The organism is Bacillus sp. RE35, assembly GCF_052146655.1.
GTDB lineage: Bacteria > Bacillota > Bacilli > Bacillales > Bacillaceae_G > Bacillus_A > Bacillus_A cereus.
Genome location: NZ_CP197377.1, coordinates 250,001 through 267,500 on the forward strand (window position 1 = coordinate 250,001; position 17,500 = coordinate 267,500).

Sequence of the window (17,500 nt, forward strand, 5' to 3'; positions counted from 1 at the left end):
TCAGACTGCGAGTGATAAGATCCGTAGTCAAAAGGGAAACAGCCCAGACCGCCAGCTAAGGTCCCAAAGTGTGTATTAAGTGGAAAAGGATGTGGAGTTGCTTAGACAACTAGGATGTTGGCTTAGAAGCAGCCACCATTTAAAGAGTGCGTAATAGCTCACTAGTCGAGTGACTCTGCGCCGAAAATGTACCGGGGCTAAATACACCACCGAAGCTGCGGATTGATACCAATGGTATCAGTGGTAGGGGAGCGTTCTAAGGACAGTGAAGTCAGACCGGAAGGACTGGTGGAGTGCTTAGAAGTGAGAATGCCGGTATGAGTAGCGAAAGACGGGTGAGAATCCCGTCCACCGAATGCCTAAGGTTTCCTGAGGAAGGCTCGTCCGCTCAGGGTTAGTCAGGACCTAAGCCGAGGCCGACAGGCGTAGGCGATGGACAACAGGTTGATATTCCTGTACCACCTCTTTATCGTTTGAGCAATGGAGGGACGCAGAAGGATAGAAGAAGCGTGCGATTGGTTGTGCACGTCCAAGCAGTTAGGCTGATAAGTAGGCAAATCCGCTTATCGTGAAGGCTGAGCTGTGATGGGGAAGCTCCTTATGGAGCGAAGTCTTTGATTCCCCGCTGCCAAGAAAAGCTTCTAGCGAGATAAAAGGTGCCTGTACCGCAAACCGACACAGGTAGGCGAGGAGAGAATCCTAAGGTGTGCGAGAGAACTCTGGTTAAGGAACTCGGCAAAATGACCCCGTAACTTCGGGAGAAGGGGTGCTTTCTTAACGGAAAGCCGCAGTGAATAGGCCCAAGCGACTGTTTAGCAAAAACACAGCTCTCTGCGAAGCCGTAAGGCGAAGTATAGGGGGTGACACCTGCCCGGTGCTGGAAGGTTAAGGAGAGGGGTTAGCGTAAGCGAAGCTCTGAACTGAAGCCCCAGTAAACGGCGGCCGTAACTATAACGGTCCTAAGGTAGCGAAATTCCTTGTCGGGTAAGTTCCGACCCGCACGAAAGGTGTAACGATTTGGGCACTGTCTCAACCAGAGACTCGGTGAAATTATAGTACCTGTGAAGATGCAGGTTACCCGCGACAGGACGGAAAGACCCCGTGGAGCTTTACTGTAGCCTGATATTGAATTTTGGTACAGTTTGTACAGGATAGGCGGGAGCCATTGAAACCGGAGCGCTAGCTTCGGTGGAGGCGCTGGTGGGATACCGCCCTGACTGTATTGAAATTCTAACCTACGGGTCTTATCGACCCGGGAGACAGTGTCAGGTGGGCAGTTTGACTGGGGCGGTCGCCTCCTAAAGTGTAACGGAGGCGCCCAAAGGTTCCCTCAGAATGGTTGGAAATCATTCGTAGAGTGCAAAGGCATAAGGGAGCTTGACTGCGAGACCTACAAGTCGAGCAGGGACGAAAGTCGGGCTTAGTGATCCGGTGGTTCCGCATGGAAGGGCCATCGCTCAACGGATAAAAGCTACCCCGGGGATAACAGGCTTATCTCCCCCAAGAGTCCACATCGACGGGGAGGTTTGGCACCTCGATGTCGGCTCATCGCATCCTGGGGCTGTAGTCGGTCCCAAGGGTTGGGCTGTTCGCCCATTAAAGCGGTACGCGAGCTGGGTTCAGAACGTCGTGAGACAGTTCGGTCCCTATCCGTCGTGGGCGTAGGAAATTTGAGAGGAGCTGTCCTTAGTACGAGAGGACCGGGATGGACGCACCGCTGGTGTACCAGTTGTTCTGCCAAGGGCATAGCTGGGTAGCTATGTGCGGAAGGGATAAGTGCTGAAAGCATCTAAGCATGAAGCCCCCCTCAAGATGAGATTTCCCATAGCGTAAGCTAGTAAGATCCCTGAAAGATGATCAGGTTGATAGGTTCGAGGTGGAAGCATGGTGACATGTGGAGCTGACGAATACTAATAGATCGAGGACTTAACCATATAATATGTAGCAATGTTATCTAGTTTTGAAGGAATATGCCTTCATAGTTTGGTGATGATGGCAGAGAGGTCACACCCGTTCCCATACCGAACACGGAAGTTAAGCTCTCTAGCGCCGATGGTAGTTGGGACCTTGTCCCTGTGAGAGTAGGACGTCGCCAAGCTATTTATATTGTCGCGGGGTGGAGCAGCACGGTAGCTCGTCGGGCTCATAACCCGAAGGTCGCAGGTTCAAATCCTGTCCCCGCAACCAAATGGTCCCGTGGTGTAGTGGTTAACATGCCTGCCTGTCACGCAGGAGATCGCCGGTTCGACCCCGGTCGGGACCGCCATTTCATATAAAGAAAAGAACGAAACAAGTTGTTTCGTATTTTTTTATTTGTTTTAACAAAAAACTAATAAAGACAGTCAAACTATCCTTAGGACAACTCCTAAGGACTTTTTTATATATTCAAAACCTGTATAATAAAGAGCAGAGAACATTGTGAGTAAAGTAGGTGAAGTCTGTGAGTAAATATGAAGTAACAACAAAATCTTCTGAGGAAACACAAAGGTTATCAGAAAAACTAGGTGAGCTCGTAGAGGCACAAGACGTAATTATTTTAGAAGGAGATCTTGGAGCTGGTAAGACGACTTTTACAAAGGGACTAGCAAAAGGTCTTGGAGTGAAAAGAGTTGTAAATAGTCCTACCTTTAATATCATCAAAGAATATAAAGGAAGATTACCGCTATATCATATGGACGTGTATCGCTTAGCAGAAAGTGAAGAGGACTTAGGCTTTGATGAATATTTCTACGGTGAAGGAATTACGGTAGTAGAATGGGCTCATTTAATAGAAGCATATTTACCGAATGAAAAGTTACAAATTAGTTTATTCCATGCTGGAGATGACACAAGAAAAATTATACTCGAGCCAATTGGAGATCGCTATATTAGATTATGTGAGGAGCTATTACAAGATGAAAGTACTAGCAATTGATACTTCAAATTACGTAATGGGTGTATCCCTTATTGAGGAAGAAAACGTAATTGGGGAAATCATTACAAATTTAACAAAAAACCATTCTGTACGTCTTATGCCAGCTGTAGAGAAACTGTTAAAAGAGTGTGGCGTAAAACCGAAGGAATTAACTAAAATCGTTGTAGCTGCTGGACCTGGATCCTATACAGGTGTTCGTATAGGCGTGACAGCGGCGAAAACATTAGCTTGGTCACTTCAAATACCAATTGTAGGTGTATCAAGTTTAGAGGTAGTAGCTGCAAACGGTGCTAACTTTAACGGGTTAATTTGTCCTTTATTTGATGGAAGACGTGGGCAAATTTATACTGGGTTATATACATATGAAGGAGAGCAGTTAACTTCAATAGAAGAAGACCGAATTATTCTTATTGTAGACTGGTTGCAAATGTTAAAAGATAAAGGACAGCCTGTTTTATTTATCGGTAACGATGTTAAATTGCATAAAGAAACAATTATAGAACATTTAGGTGATCAAGCTGTATTCGCTCCATTTACTAAAAATAACCCAAGACCAAGTGAGCTAGCATTCTTAGGATTACAAAAAGAAGAACAAGATGTGCATACGTTTGTTCCAAGCTATCTTCGTTTAGCTGAAGCTGAAACAAAGTGGTTAGAAAGTCAAAACAAGTAGGAGCTTGCAGAAGATGGATATGATATTTAGAAAGATGGAGCTTGATGATATTGCTCAAATTGTAGCTATTGAAGAAGCGTCTTTTTCAACTCCTTGGACTGCAGATGCCTTTCACCGTGAATTAACGATGAATGAACATGCACATTATATTGTGTTAGAAAAAGATGGTCGTGTAGTCGGGTATTGTGGATTGTGGATAATTATTGATGAATCACATATAACAAATATAGCTATTTTGCCAGAATACCGAGGTCAAAAGTTAGGAGATGCCCTATTGAAAGCAGTTATTTCTGAAGCGAAAGAACTAGGGGTAAAAACAATGACACTTGAAGTACGTGTATCAAATGAAGTAGCAAAGCAGTTATACAGAAAATACGGATTTCAAAATGGTGGGATTCGTAAACGATACTATGCAGACAATCAGGAAGATGGTCTCGTAATGTGGGTGAATATATAATGGAAAAAAATACGATTATACTTGGTATTGAAACAAGTTGTGATGAAACAGCAGTAGCAGTTGTTAAAAATGGAACGGAAATTATTGCGAATGTCGTTGCATCACAAATTGAAAGTCATAAACGTTTTGGCGGCGTTGTACCAGAGATTGCATCCCGTCATCATGTAGAAGAAATTACAGTTGTGTTAGAAGAAGCTTTAAAGGAAGCAAATATCACATTTGATGATATTGATGCAATTGCTGTAACAGAAGGTCCTGGTTTAGTAGGAGCACTTCTAATTGGAGTAAATGCAGCGAAGGCAGTAGCGTTTGCACATGATATTCCGTTAGTCGGTGTTCATCATATTGCTGGTCATATTTATGCGAACCGTTTAGTAAAAGAAGTTCAATTCCCGTTATTATCACTTGTTGTATCTGGTGGGCATACAGAACTTGTTTATATGAAAGAACATGGTTCATTCGAAGTAATTGGTGAAACACGAGACGATGCAGCTGGAGAAGCATATGATAAAGTAGCTCGTACGTTATCTATGCCATATCCAGGTGGTCCTCATATTGATCGCCTTGCACATGAAGGAGAACCGACAATTGATTTGCCTCGTGCATGGCTAGAACCGGATTCGTATGATTTTAGCTTTAGTGGATTGAAATCAGCAGTTATCAACACTGTGCATAACGCAAAACAGCGCGGTATAGAAATTGCACCAGAAGATTTAGCGGCAAGTTTCCAAGAAAGTGTAATAGATGTACTTGTAACGAAAGCAGCTCGTGCAGCAGAAGCTTATAATGTAAAGCAATTACTTCTTGCTGGTGGAGTAGCTGCTAATAAAGGACTTCGTGCGCGATTAGAAGAGGAATTTGCACAAAAAGAAAACATTGAATTAATTATTCCGCCGCTATCTTTATGCACAGATAATGCAGCGATGATTGCAGCGGCAGGGACAATTGCTTATGAACAAGGTAAGCGTGCAACATTAGCCTTAAATGCAAATCCAGGATTAGATATTGAAGCATAGTTATACACATAATTAACCACAGGTTGTGGATAAAACCCATATTATCTGTTGATAATGTGGGTTTTATTGTGTATATAAAATGTTGATAACTTTTTTGTTGACTGTGGATAATGTGGAAAAGTTATTTTGATGTTTATTTTATAAAGGTGGATATGTGTATAAACTTGTGGATAAATAGGTTGATGTCAGACCTTTGAATTTGTTCTTTTTCGGGAAATAAAAAGCAAGAAGATATCCCCGAAAAACATTTTGAAACATCTCCCCATTATAGAAGATGCTAATCTTGTCAATCTTTGTCGTTAAAACGATATTTCGTGTCGAATTGTTAATATATATAGGGTTACAATAGATATATTTAAAAAATCGTTAGTATATTCTAAGTTACGATAGATATATTCAAAAAATTGTTTAAGTACTAAAAAAAGATGTCACATAGTCAAAAATCCTGACTTATGAGACATCTTCCTTATTTAAATATGCTTATACATGCAGCTCTTCCCATTCTGCCATACAAGTTTCAAGTTGTTCTTGTAGCGTTTGCTTTTTAGTTGTAATTTCACTAGCTTTTTCATAATCTGCATATATTTCTGGTAAGCAAAGTTGATCTTCTAACGTAGCAATTTCTTCTTCTAATTCCACTATACTTTGTTCTAGCTCTTCAATTTTTCTAGTGCGTTGACGCTCTAGTTTTTTACGCTCTTTTTCTTCTAAATAATTTAATTTCTCTTGTGCAACCACCTTTTGAACAGGAACGTCACTTTCTTGCTGTTCAAGTTCTGCACGTTCAATCATTTCATTTTTCTTTTCAACGTAGTAATCGTAATCCCCTAAATATTCCTGTGCACCTTCTGTTGATAACTCAACCACAGTCGTTGTTACACGGTTAATAAAGTAGCGGTCATGTGAGACGAATAGAAGAGTCCCTGGGTAATCAATTAAAGCATTCTCCAAAATCTCTTTACTATTTAAATCAAGGTGGTTCGTAGGCTCATCTAGAATTAACAAATTTGACTTTTGCATCATAAGTTTTGCAAGAGCTAATCGAGCTTTTTGTCCACCACTAAGGGAAGATACTGGTTTCAGTACATCATCTCCTGTGAATAAAAAATTCCCAAGTATAGTACGGATTTCTTTTTCCGGTTGCAGTGGATATTCATCCCATAGTTCATTTAAAACCCGTTTAGAAGATGTTAAGTTTGCTTGTTCTTGATCATAATAACCAACAGATACATTTGATCCGAAAGAAACATCACCATTTAATAGTGGTAACTTATTCACAATGGATTTTAACAATGTGGATTTCCCAATTCCGTTTGGACCAACTAAAGCAACACTATCTCCGCGAGTTAAGCGCATAGTTACATGTTCAATTATAGGGTTTTCATCATAGCCGATGGTTGCATCATTTACTTGTAAAACATCATTTCCACTTTGTTTTTCAATATCGAAGTGGAATGATGCTGACTTAGAATCCCCTAATGGTCTCGTTAATAATTCCATTCTGTCTAGTTGTTTACGGCGACTTTGAGCACGTTTCGTTGTAGAAGCGCGAGCTATATTCTTTTGAACGAAGTCCTCAAGTTTTGCGATTTCATCTTGTTGTTTTTCGTAACGTTTCATTTCTTGCTCATATAATGCTGATTTTAAGTCTAAATATTTACTGTAGTTACCAACAAATCGTCTGCTTTCTTTATTCGAAATTTCATATACTTGTGTAACGAGTTTGTCTAAGAAATAACGGTCATGTGAGACGATTAATATTGCGCCAGGATAACCTTGCAAATATTGCTCAAGCCATGTTAATGTTTCGATGTCTAAATGGTTTGTAGGCTCGTCCAAAATAAGTAAGTCTGGTTTTGTTAATAATAATTTCCCGAGAGCTAATCTTGTTTTTTGCCCGCCGCTTAAAGTAGAGATCGTCGTCTGGTGCGTTTCAACTGGGAAGCCAAGGCCGCTTAAAATGGAGCGAATATCCGCTTCATATTGATATCCACCTTGATCTTTATAATTGAGTTGTAGTTGGTCATAATCAGCTAACAATCTTTCATATGTAGCTTCGTTTGAAAAGTTTTCTTCTTTTCCCATTTCTTGCTCAAGCCTTCGAAGTTTTGTCTCCATTTGCTGTAAGTGGGTAAAGACGGTTAGCATTTCATCCCAAATTGTTAAAGACGTTTCTAGTCCAGTATTTTGAGCTAAATATCCGATTGAGACATCTTTCGGTTTTATAATTTCGCCACCATCATGAGATAATTCACCAGCGATAATTTTTAATAATGTAGATTTTCCTGCTCCATTCCTTCCAACTAATGCGATACGATCTTTTGTTTGTACTTCCAATTTTATGTTTGCAAGAATCGTTTCTGCACCGTATAATTTCGAAAGCCCGTTTACTTGTAATAAAATCAATGTTTTCACCTCAAATAATTTCTTAACTTTGCCATGTTTATATTTCTCAATCATACTAAAAATAGTGTATAGTTTAAAATAAAGAGAGAATACTTCTTCTCTTTATTATACAAGGAATTTAATGAGTGCTAAACTTCTGTATTTGATTAAAGTATATGAATAAAGATAGGAAGAGAGGAGAGGTCATATGGATCAGCAAAAGATTCCACAAGCCACTGCTAAAAGATTGCCTCTATACTATCGATTTATCCAAAACTTATCTCTTTCTGGTAAGCAGCGTGTTTCATCGGCCGAATTGAGTGAGGCAGTAAAAGTAGATTCCGCAACAATACGAAGAGATTTTTCGTATTTTGGAGCGTTAGGGAAAAAGGGATATGGATATAACGTAAATTATTTATTATCATTTTTCCGCGAAACACTTGATCAAGATGATATAACACGTGTAGCACTTATTGGAGTAGGTAATTTAGGGACCGCTTTCTTACATTATAATTTCACGAAAAACAATAATACAAAAATTGAAATGGCATTTGATGTTAGTGAAGAGAAAGTTGGAACAGAAATCGGGGGCATTCCTGTATATCATTTAGATGAATTAGAAGAGAGATTATCAAATGATATACAAGTGGCAATATTAACAGTACCGGCTACAGTAGCACAAGCTGTAGCAGATAGATTAGCTGAAACAAGCGTGCACGGTATTTTGAATTTCACACCAGCGCGATTAAACGTATCAGAGAATATTAGAATTCATCATATTGACTTAGCTGTAGAGTTACAAACATTAGTTTACTTTTTGAAAAACTATCCACAATAAAACGCAGAGGAAGCGACCTCTGCGTTTTATTATTGTTTCTTCTTTGTGAATTTAACTAATATAAGGCGAAGTGCCAAATTAAAATCAATTGTTGCCATAACTGCAAATAGTATTGTCCACATATTCCAGATTGTATCTGTCACGTTCGTAATGGCGAAGCGTGTAAAGATACATCCAAGAAGGAAGTATAGTGCAGCCATGAACAATGGTGAGTTTCTCATACAAAAAATCCTCCGATAAAGCCTTGCATTTTTTCAGCTTCTTTAATCATTTCTTGAATTTGTTCATTGCTCATAAAAATTTGCCCAATAGCGACTAATGTATTCATCGCAACATGAGCTGCAATCGGAACGATAATACGTTTCGTCTTCACATATAAGAAGGCGAATACGAGCCCCATAGCAGTGTATACCAATAAGTGAGTAAAATCAAAATGAATTGTTGCGAATACAAGCGAACTAATGATAGCTGCGATAAAGAAGTTAAACTTCTTATAAAGCGTGCCGAATAGAATTTTTCTAAATACGATTTCTTCTAAGATAGGTCCAATTATAGATACAACAATAAGGAACCAAGGTATCGTTCTTGCGATGTCCATCAGTCTGTCTGTATTCTCAGATCCACGTGGAACCCCAAATACATACATTTCAATCATACCTGCAATGGATTGTGAGATGATTGCTAAGAAGAACCCGATAAAAATCCATCCAATAGTAGCTGGAACAGAAGAGCGCATTGGATCTAAATGCCTGTCACGAATATCTGTTCTAAGTAACCAAAGCACGATACATAATGCAATAAAGAAGCTAATGATTGCCCAGTGTCCCGTTATGATTTGTCCTTTTTCTTCAATGGTAAATCCTCTATTATCATAGAGTCCTGTTTTTAGGAGAAGTGGTAATCCAACAACGCCAGATAACTGCATTAAAATGTATGTAACGATAATCCACCAGTATTGTTTCTTCAAATGGTTTAACCATCCTTTCTAACTATAGTGTATGAGATAAGTTAGGATAACATGTAAATATGCTACCTACGATATAAACCTCTTGAATTATGTTTTTTTCGTAAATCCTTATTTGAAATTATAATAGAAGACAGGAGAAAGTTGTATGTGTAGCGAAAACAACTTAGGGTGTCCTTTCATATTGTAACATACGAGCAGTGGAAACAACGATTCATATAGTAAAGGCAGTATTGTATATAGAAAGTTTATATAGTGATTTGCGAAAAAATTATGATTTTTTTACTTGCAAAAGAAATTGAGATTATTTATTATTATAAGTGTGTTAGCACTCGGATGACTTGAGTGCTAATAAAAGAAATTTACATAACAAAATGAGGAGGTTATTGTTCATGCTAAAGCCATTAGGTGATCGCGTTGTAATTGAGCTTGTTCAAGCAGAAGAAAAAACAGCAAGTGGTATCGTATTACCAGATACTGCAAAAGAAAAACCACAAGAGGGTAAAGTTGTTGCAGTAGGTACTGGTCGAGTGCTTGAGAATGGTGAGCGTGTTGCTTTAGAGGTAGCAGCAGGTGATCTTATCATCTTCTCAAAATATGCAGGTACTGAAGTGAAATATGAAGGTACAGACTACTTGATTTTACGTGAAAGTGACATTTTAGCAGTTATCGGTTAATTATATAAATCTTAAAAAATCCAAGGGGGTCAATTATTATGGCAAAAGATATTAAATTTAGTGAAGAAGCACGTCGTTCGATGCTTCGCGGTGTCGACACTCTTGCAAACGCAGTAAAAGTTACGCTTGGACCAAAAGGTCGTAACGTTGTACTTGAGAAAAAATTTGGTTCACCACTTATTACAAATGATGGTGTAACAATCGCAAAAGAAATCGAATTAGAAGATGCATTCGAAAACATGGGTGCGAAATTAGTAGCAGAAGTTGCTAGCAAAACAAATGACGTAGCTGGTGACGGAACAACAACTGCAACTGTATTAGCGCAAGCTATGATTCGTGAAGGTCTTAAAAACGTAACAGCTGGTGCGAACCCAATGGGTCTTCGTAAAGGTATCGAAAAAGCTGTTACTGCTGCAATTGAAGAATTAAAAACGATTTCTAAACCAATCGAAGGCAAATCTTCTATCGCACAAGTAGCTGCTATTTCTGCAGCTGACGAAGAAGTAGGTCAATTAATCGCTGAAGCAATGGAGCGCGTTGGTAACGACGGCGTTATTACTTTAGAAGAGTCTAAAGGATTCACAACAGAATTAGACGTAGTAGAAGGTATGCAATTTGATCGTGGCTATGCATCTCCTTACATGATTACTGATTCTGACAAAATGGAAGCAGTTCTTGATAACCCATATATCTTAATTACTGACAAAAAGATTTCTAACATTCAAGAAATCTTACCAGTATTAGAGCAAGTGGTACAACAAGGTAAACCACTTCTTATCATTGCTGAAGATGTAGAAGGCGAAGCATTAGCTACATTAGTAGTGAACAAACTTCGTGGTACATTCAATGTAGTAGCTGTTAAAGCTCCTGGATTTGGTGACCGTCGTAAAGCAATGCTAGAAGATATCGCAATCTTAACTGGTGGCGAAGTGATCACTGAAGAATTAGGCCGTGACTTAAAATCTGCTACAGTTGAATCTTTAGGACGCGCTGGTAAAGTTGTTGTTACAAAAGAAAACACAACTGTAGTTGAAGGTGTAGGAAGCACAGAACAAATCGAAGCTCGCATCGGTCAAATCCGTGCGCAATTAGAAGAAACAACTTCTGAATTCGATCGTGAAAAATTACAAGAGCGTCTTGCTAAACTAGCAGGTGGCGTAGCAGTAATTAAAGTAGGTGCAGCAACTGAAACTGAGTTAAAAGAGCGCAAACTTCGCATTGAAGATGCACTTAACTCAACTCGTGCAGCAGTAGAAGAAGGTATCGTTGCAGGTGGTGGTACTTCACTTATGAACGTATACACAAAAGTAGCTTCTATCGTAGCTGAAGGCGACGAAGCAACAGGTATCAACATCGTACTTCGTGCACTAGAAGAGCCAGTTCGTCAAATCGCAATCAACGCTGGTCTAGAAGGATCTGTAGTTGTAGAGCGTCTAAAAGGCGAAAAAGTAGGCGTTGGTTTCAACGCAGCTACTGGCGAATGGGTTAACATGCTTGAGTCTGGTATCGTAGATCCAGCTAAAGTAACTCGTTCTGCACTTCAAAACGCAGCATCTGTTGCAGCTATGTTCTTAACAACTGAAGCTGTAGTAGCTGACAAGCCAGAACCAAATGCACCAGCAATGCCTGACATGGGCGGCATGGGCATGGGCGGTATGGGCGGAATGATGTAATTCCGTTTGTCCTAAAAAACATCCATTTCTATATAGAAATGGATGTTTTTTTATGTTTTTTAGAAAAGGAAATGAATTTCTGTAGAATTTTGTCGCTTTCTCTCTTGACCATATTGATACTTCATTGTTAGAATCTAGGAAGATAATATAAAACGATCCTTCATATATCCTCAATGATATGGTTTGAGAGTCTCTACCGGGTTACCGTAAACAACCTGACTATGAAGGCAGTGTGTCTTATATTTATAAAGAGCGGAGACTATCTTTCTTTATAAAGCCAGACCCCTGCCTTTTCTTTGTTATGAGACTAGAGGCGGAGGACTGGCTTTTTTTATTATATTGGTAATGCTTTTCGCCAAATTGGTGAAAATATTTATATACGAGAACTAACGTTGGGGTGATTATTTTGAAGAAACAACACGATACAATTATCGTTTTAGATTTTGGAAGTCAATACAATCAGTTAATAGCACGTCGAATTCGTGAGTTCGGTGTATACAGTGAACTTCATCCACATACAATTACTGCAGAAGAAATTAAAGCAATGAATCCAAAAGGGATTATTTTCTCTGGTGGACCAAATAGTGTATACGGTGAAGGTGCATTACATTGTGATGAAAAAATCTTTGAACTAGGTTTACCAATCTTCGGTATTTGTTACGGTATGCAGCTTATGACGCAACACTTCGGTGGTAAAGTAGAGCGTGCAAATCACCGTGAGTACGGAAAAGCTGTTCTTAAAGTAGAGAACGAATCAAAATTATATGCGAACCTTCCAGAAGAGCAAGTTGTATGGATGAGCCATGGCGACTTAGTAACGGGTTTACCTGAAGGATTCGTAGTAGATGCAACAAGTGAGTCTTGCCCAATTGCTGGTATGAGCAATGAAGCGAAAAACTTATACGGTGTACAATTCCACCCAGAAGTACGTCACTCTGAGCACGGTAACGATTTAATTAAAAACTTCGTATTCGGTGTATGTGGTTGTTCTGAAGGATGGAACATGGAGAACTTTATTGAAGTAGAATTAGAAAAGATTCGTGAAACTGTTGGAGACAAAAAAGTACTATGCGCACTTAGTGGCGGTGTAGACTCTTCTGTTGTAGCAGTATTAATTCATAAAGCAATCGGCGACCAATTAACATGTATTTTCGTTGACCACGGTTTACTTCGTAAAGGCGAAGCAGAAGGCGTTATGAAAACATTTAGCGAAGGCTTCCATATGAACGTTATTAAAGTGGATGCAAAAGACCGCTTCATGGACAAGTTAAAAGGTGTAGAAGATCCAGAACAAAAACGCAAAATCATCGGTAACGAATTCATTTACGTATTCGATGATGAAGCGTCAAAATTACAAGGTATGGACTTCTTAGCGCAAGGTACACTTTACACAGATATCGTTGAGAGTGGTACAGCAACTGCACAAACAATTAAATCTCACCATAACGTTGGTGGACTTCCAGAAGACATGCAGTTCAAATTAATTGAGCCTTTAAACACGTTATTTAAAGATGAAGTACGTGTATTAGGATCTGAACTAGGAATTCCTGATGAAATCGTATGGCGTCAACCATTCCCAGGACCGGGTCTTGGTATTCGTGTATTAGGTGAAATCACAGAAGAGAAATTAGAAATCGTTCGTGAATCTGATGCAATTTTACGTGAAGAAATTATTAAAGCGGGCTTAGATCGTGAAATTTGGCAATACTTCACTGCGCTTCCTGGTATGCGTAGCGTAGGTGTTATGGGTGACGAGCGTACTTATGATTACACAGTAGGTATCCGCGCGGTAACATCTATCGACGGTATGACAGCTGACTGGGCACGTATCCCTTGGGACGTATTAGAGAAAATCTCTGTACGTATCGTAAACGAAGTAAAACACGTTAACCGTATCGTGTATGATGTAACGAGTAAGCCACCAGCAACTATTGAGTGGGAATAGTATTTATAAAAAGGTCCATCTATTGCTTATGCATAGATGGATCTTTTTTATTTTGGTATTAATACGAACGAAAATATAAAATTTTATAAAAATGTTCGTTTTTAAATTGACAAAACTACTTCGTCGAGTTAATATGATTATGTAATTCAAACGAAAAGTGAATATTATGCCGTCGTATAATATCGGGGATATGGCCCGAAAGTTTCTACCTAGCTACCGTAAATGGCTTGACTACGAGGCGTTTTTATAAAGGTGAGGGGAATCTTATCTTTATTCATAGAACGCTTCCATGTATATATGCAATGGAAGCCTTTTTTATTTCTCGGGATAAAAGAGGGCTAGGGTGAAATACGGCGAGTAATCATATAACGGGGGAAACGTAAGATGAAACGCTATTTTCAGTTTGATGAACTCGGTACGAATTATAAGACTGAGTTCATAGCAGGGTTAACGACATTTCTATCTATGGCTTACGTACTGTTTGTCAATCCTGCTACGCTGTCGCTTGGAAATGTTAAAGGGTTACCAGCAGGTACAGGGATGGATCCAGGGGCAGTATTCGTTGCTACGGCATTAGCGGCAGCGATCGGTTCGTTAATTATGGGTATTTTCGCGAAGTATCCAATTGCTTTAGCGCCAGGTATGGGAATTAACGCGTTCTTTGCTTATACAGCAGTGTTAACGATGGGGATTCCATGGCAAACAGCAATTGCCGGAACATTAATGTCAGGTATTATCTTTATTATTCTTACTGCTTCAGGTATTCGTGAAAAAATCATCAATGCAATTCCATCGGAGTTAAAGTTTGCAGTGGCAGCAGGTATCGGATTGTTCATTGCATTTCTTGGATTCCAAAATGCCGGAATTATCGTGAAAAATGATGCAGTTCTTGTTGGGTTGGGGGACTTAACAAAGGGTACAACGTTACTAGCAATCTTCGGGGTTGTTACTACGATCATCTTCATGATTAAGAAAATTAATGGTGCAGTATTTTACGGTATGATTCTTACAGCGATCTTAGGAGTAGCAACAGGATTAATTGATACTCCGAAAGCTGTGGTGGGAGCAATACCGAGTCTAGAACCAACGTTCGGCGTGGCGTTAACGCACTTCGGAGATATTTTCACAGTTCAAATGGGGATTGTTATTATAACGTTCTTCTTTATCGATTTCTTTGATACAGCAGGTACGCTTGTAGCGGTTGCAAATCAAGCAGGATTAATGAAGAACAATAAATTACCACGTGCAGGAAAAGCGTTATTTGCAGATGCGATTGCAACTGTAATTGGTGCGATTCTTGGTACATCAACAACAACGTCTTACATTGAATCGTCTGCAGGGGTAGCAGCAGGAGGACGTTCTGGATTTACAGCAGTTGTAACAGCAGGATTCTTTTTACTGGCACTATTCTTCTCGCCATTACTAAGTGTTGTAACGCCAGCTGTAACGGCGCCGGCTTTAATTATTGTAGGAATCTTGATGGTTTCTTCCTTAGGGGAAATTGATTGGAAGAAATTCGAGATTGCAGTGCCAGCATTCTTTACAATTATCTCTATGCCACTTACGTATAGTATCGCAACTGGGATTGCGATTGGATTTATCTTCTATCCAATTACAATGGTTGTGAGTGGTCGTCGTAAAGAGGTTCATCCGATTATGTATGTTATGGGAGTTTTATTCGTACTATATTTCATCTACGTTCGTAAATAAAAGGGGTTTTTTAAAGGTCTAGACTTAAGGGGAGTCTAGACCTTTTTTGCGTCTTCAGAAAATCTTAAGGATTTCCGAGCGTTTTTCTTCAGAAGTTTTCCTATAATAGAAGTTAGGGATTAAAAAAGTGATGGGGGAGATATTGTGGCACACGAAACAATACTTGTCGTAGATGATGAAAAAGAAATTCGGAATTTAATTACAATCTATTTAAAGAATGAAGGATATAAAGTATTACAAGCAGGAGACGGAGAAGAAGGATTACGTCTATTGGAAGAAAATGAAGTACATCTAGTCGTATTAGATATTATGATGCCGAAAGTGGATGGTATTCATATGTGTATGAAGGTAAGGGAAGCGAAAGAAATGCCTATTATTATGCTTTCTGCCAAAACGCAAGATATGGATAAGATTTTAGGATTAACAACAGGGGCAGATGATTATGTAACGAAGCCGTTTAATCCGTTAGAGCTAATTGCACGAATTAAATCTCAGTTACGCCGTTATATGAAAATGAATGGTTTCGCTATTCAAAATGAGGACGAGTTAGAAATTGGGGAGATGAAAATCAACATCTCGACCCATAAAGTTATTGTAGAGGGAGAAGAAGTGAAACTAACTCCGAGGGAATTTTCAATTTTAGAACTGCTAGCTAGAAATCCAGGTATGGTGTTTAGTGCGGAGCAAATTTATGAAAAGGTGTGGAACGAACGATCTTTCCAGTCTGATAATACTGTAATGGTGCATATTCGAAAAGTGCGTGAAAAGATTGAGGAGAATCCAAGGAAACCTAGATATATAAAAACAGTATGGGGAGTGGGGTATAAGATTGAAAAAGATATTTAATCCGTTTACTTATATAAGGAAAATAAGAGAATTATTTGAGAAATTAGTAAAGAGCGTACGAAAGAGTATAAGGATTCAATTGATTACTACTTTTGCTGCTTGTGCGTTATTAGGAGTTTTGTCAGCAAAGGCAGCAGCACCGTTTTTTGAGAATGCGAATCGTCAAGCAACTATCGATTATCGGGCTGGTATGGAACAAATTAATCACCAAGCTCAAGGAGCGGCAAATAGTTCGGTTCATGAAAATAAATTAGAAGCTATATCAAATATGATCGAAATGGAGAACCAAAATTTAGAGCAAGGGTCTAGAGCTTTGAAGATATTGGTTACTGATGAAAGTGGTAAAGTTTTATATAAAACAAAGCAAGCGCAAGAAGAGCAAATCGATTTGCATAATACGATTCGTAATGCAGCATCATTCGCGATTAATTATACAGATGGTAGAAATGTATTTGAAAGTACAAGAAAAGAGTTTATATCTTTTTCACCTATTACTATTGAAGGAAAGAATTTGTACATGTTTGTTAGCGGAATTCCAGAGGGAGAGGTAATATATGACACGCAAGAAGGACCATTCCCGTTTTTAATTGGTGTACTTGTATTCATTTTCTCTTTCTTCTATATAACAAAGAGAAAGATGAAGCAGATTGAAGCGATGGCACAAGGCGTAAAGGAAATAGAAAGAGGTAACTTAGCCTACCGCATTGAGAAAAAAGGTGAAGATGAGATTGCAGCTTTAACTGAGAATATTAATAATATGGCAGAAGAGCTTATGAATAATATAGAAAAGGAACGTAAATTAGAAAAGCAAAAGAATGAGCTTATCACAAATGTATCGCATGATTTGCGTACACCACTTACTTCTATTATGGGTTACTTACGATTACTTCGAGATTCTAAATATGAAAATAAAGAACAACACGATGAGTATACGAGAATTGCTTTTGCAAAGTCGGAGCAGTTAAAAAATTTAATAGAAGATTTATTTGAGTATACGAAGTTAACAAATGAACAAGTTGTATTAGAAAAACAAGAAGTATGTGTAAATGAGTTGCTTGAGCAATTAATAGAAGAGTTAGTACCGCAAGCGGAAGAGCATGGACTTACGTTTGTTAAGAAGTTTCCTGAGGAACGTGCTTATGCATCGATTGATTCGGAAAAGATGGTTCGTGTATTTGATAATTTACTAATGAATGCAATTAAGTATAGTAAAGATGATGGAGAGATAAAAGTTTCTCTTCAAAGGCAGCGTAGGGATATACAAATTGTAATTGCGAATCATAGTGAAGAGTTTACAAGAGAAGAGTTAGCGAATTTGTTTGAACGTTTCTATAAGAAGGATCAATCTCGAAGTAGAGTAACGGAAGGGTCGGGACTCGGTTTAGCGATTGCGAAAAGTATT

14 protein-coding genes, 2 tRNA genes, 2 rRNA genes and 2 riboswitches (2 of these 20 cut by a window edge) are annotated in these 17,500 nt (G+C 38.9%); of the genes, 15 read left to right on the plus strand and 3 right to left on the minus strand.

Features of this window, described 5'->3' with window-relative positions:
• From ACTL4X_RS01465 to tsaD, 8 genes are all read left to right on the plus strand, one after another.
• Nucleotides 1-1,934, plus strand: a 23S ribosomal RNA gene (locus ACTL4X_RS01465) (it extends 987 nt beyond the left edge of the window).
• 48 nt (nt 1,935-1,982) lie between these two features.
• A 5S ribosomal RNA gene (gene rrf, locus ACTL4X_RS01470) occupies nt 1,983-2,098 on the plus strand.
• 12 nt (nt 2,099-2,110) lie between these two features.
• A tRNA-Met gene (locus tag ACTL4X_RS01475) sits at nt 2,111-2,187 on the plus strand.
• Nucleotides 2,188-2,190: 3 nt separating this feature from the next.
• Nucleotides 2,191-2,266: transfer RNA gene (locus ACTL4X_RS01480), tRNA-Asp, on the plus strand.
• Between the two features lie 174 nt (nt 2,267-2,440).
• The gene (gene tsaE / locus ACTL4X_RS01485; protein ID WP_000049642.1) at nt 2,441-2,914 is read left to right on the plus strand and encodes a tRNA (adenosine(37)-N6)-threonylcarbamoyltransferase complex ATPase subunit type 1 TsaE; all 474 of its coding nucleotides are present in this window, start codon (nt 2,441-2,443) and stop codon (nt 2,912-2,914) included.
• Nucleotides 2,895-3,587, plus strand: coding sequence for a tRNA (adenosine(37)-N6)-threonylcarbamoyltransferase complex dimerization subunit type 1 TsaB (gene tsaB, locus ACTL4X_RS01490; protein ID WP_000865740.1), 693 nt, complete (start codon nt 2,895-2,897; stop codon nt 3,585-3,587). The genes tsaE and tsaB overlap by 20 nt, the downstream gene beginning before the upstream one ends.
• A 13-nt stretch (nt 3,588-3,600) precedes the next feature.
• On the plus strand, nt 3,601-4,044 hold the full coding sequence (gene rimI / locus ACTL4X_RS01495; protein ID WP_000367190.1) for a ribosomal protein S18-alanine N-acetyltransferase: 444 nt from the start codon (nt 3,601-3,603) through the stop codon (nt 4,042-4,044).
• Nucleotides 4,044-5,060, plus strand: coding sequence for a tRNA (adenosine(37)-N6)-threonylcarbamoyltransferase complex transferase subunit TsaD (gene tsaD, locus ACTL4X_RS01500; protein ID WP_000414585.1), 1,017 nt, complete (start codon nt 4,044-4,046; stop codon nt 5,058-5,060). The genes rimI and tsaD overlap by 1 nt, the downstream gene beginning before the upstream one ends.
• A gap of 480 nt (nt 5,061-5,540) precedes the next feature.
• On the opposite strand, the gene ACTL4X_RS01505 is transcribed toward tsaD, so the two are convergent.
• On the minus strand, nt 5,541-7,466 hold the full coding sequence (locus ACTL4X_RS01505) for an ABC-F family ATP-binding cassette domain-containing protein (RefSeq protein ID WP_217895771.1): 1,926 nt from the start codon (nt 7,464-7,466) through the stop codon (nt 5,541-5,543).
• A gap of 187 nt (nt 7,467-7,653) precedes the next feature.
• Between ACTL4X_RS01505 and ACTL4X_RS01510 the strand changes: the two genes are divergently transcribed.
• Nucleotides 7,654-8,283 (plus strand): redox-sensing transcriptional repressor Rex, encoded by a 630-nt coding sequence (locus tag ACTL4X_RS01510; protein WP_000372699.1) that lies wholly within the window; start codon nt 7,654-7,656, stop codon nt 8,281-8,283.
• A 29-nt stretch (nt 8,284-8,312) separates the two neighbouring features.
• Here the strand turns inward: ACTL4X_RS01510 and ACTL4X_RS01515 are convergent, their stop codons facing one another.
• Both ACTL4X_RS01515 and ACTL4X_RS01520 read right to left on the minus strand, forming a co-directional pair.
• Nucleotides 8,313-8,504, minus strand: a complete 192-nt coding sequence (locus tag ACTL4X_RS01515) for a YdiK family protein (RefSeq protein ID WP_001246201.1) — start codon at nt 8,502-8,504, stop codon at nt 8,313-8,315.
• Nucleotides 8,501-9,250: a CPBP family intramembrane glutamic endopeptidase gene (locus ACTL4X_RS01520; RefSeq protein ID WP_000745324.1), complete on the minus strand. Its 750-nt coding sequence runs from the start codon at nt 9,248-9,250 to the stop codon at nt 8,501-8,503. The genes ACTL4X_RS01515 and ACTL4X_RS01520 overlap by 4 nt, the downstream gene beginning before the upstream one ends.
• Nucleotides 9,251-9,639: 389 nt before the next feature.
• On the opposite strand from ACTL4X_RS01520, the gene groES reads away from it, so the two are divergent.
• From groES to ampS, 6 genes are all read left to right on the plus strand, one after another.
• Nucleotides 9,640-9,924, plus strand: coding sequence for a co-chaperone GroES (gene groES / locus ACTL4X_RS01525; protein ID WP_000917311.1), 285 nt, complete (start codon nt 9,640-9,642; stop codon nt 9,922-9,924).
• A gap of 38 nt (nt 9,925-9,962) precedes the next feature.
• The gene (gene groL / locus ACTL4X_RS01530) at nt 9,963-11,597 is read left to right on the plus strand and encodes a chaperonin GroEL (protein ID WP_001029993.1); all 1,635 of its coding nucleotides are present in this window, start codon (nt 9,963-9,965) and stop codon (nt 11,595-11,597) included.
• Nucleotides 11,598-11,737: 140 nt separating this feature from the next.
• A riboswitch (purine riboswitch) is annotated at nt 11,738-11,839 on the plus strand.
• Between the two features lie 164 nt (nt 11,840-12,003).
• On the plus strand, nt 12,004-13,542 hold the full coding sequence (guaA, locus tag ACTL4X_RS01535; protein WP_000743905.1) for a glutamine-hydrolyzing GMP synthase: 1,539 nt from the start codon (nt 12,004-12,006) through the stop codon (nt 13,540-13,542).
• Between the two features lie 152 nt (nt 13,543-13,694).
• Nucleotides 13,695-13,796: riboswitch (purine riboswitch) on the plus strand.
• Between the two features lie 130 nt (nt 13,797-13,926).
• The gene (locus ACTL4X_RS01540) at nt 13,927-15,252 is read left to right on the plus strand and encodes an NCS2 family permease (RefSeq protein ID WP_000833082.1); all 1,326 of its coding nucleotides are present in this window, start codon (nt 13,927-13,929) and stop codon (nt 15,250-15,252) included.
• A 144-nt stretch (nt 15,253-15,396) separates the two neighbouring features.
• Entirely contained in the window at nt 15,397-16,098 is a 702-nt protein-coding gene (locus ACTL4X_RS01545) for a response regulator transcription factor (protein WP_000929885.1), read from the plus strand.
• A protein-coding gene (gene ampS, locus ACTL4X_RS01550; protein ID WP_000719205.1) for an aminopeptidase AmpS crosses the window boundary here: on the plus strand, nt 16,082-17,500 show its 5' portion. 87 nt of this gene lie beyond the right edge of the window; 1,419 of the gene's 1,506 nt are visible here — the first part of the coding sequence; its start codon is at nt 16,082-16,084; its stop codon lies beyond the right edge, outside the window. Before ACTL4X_RS01545 ends, ampS begins: the two co-directional genes overlap by 17 nt.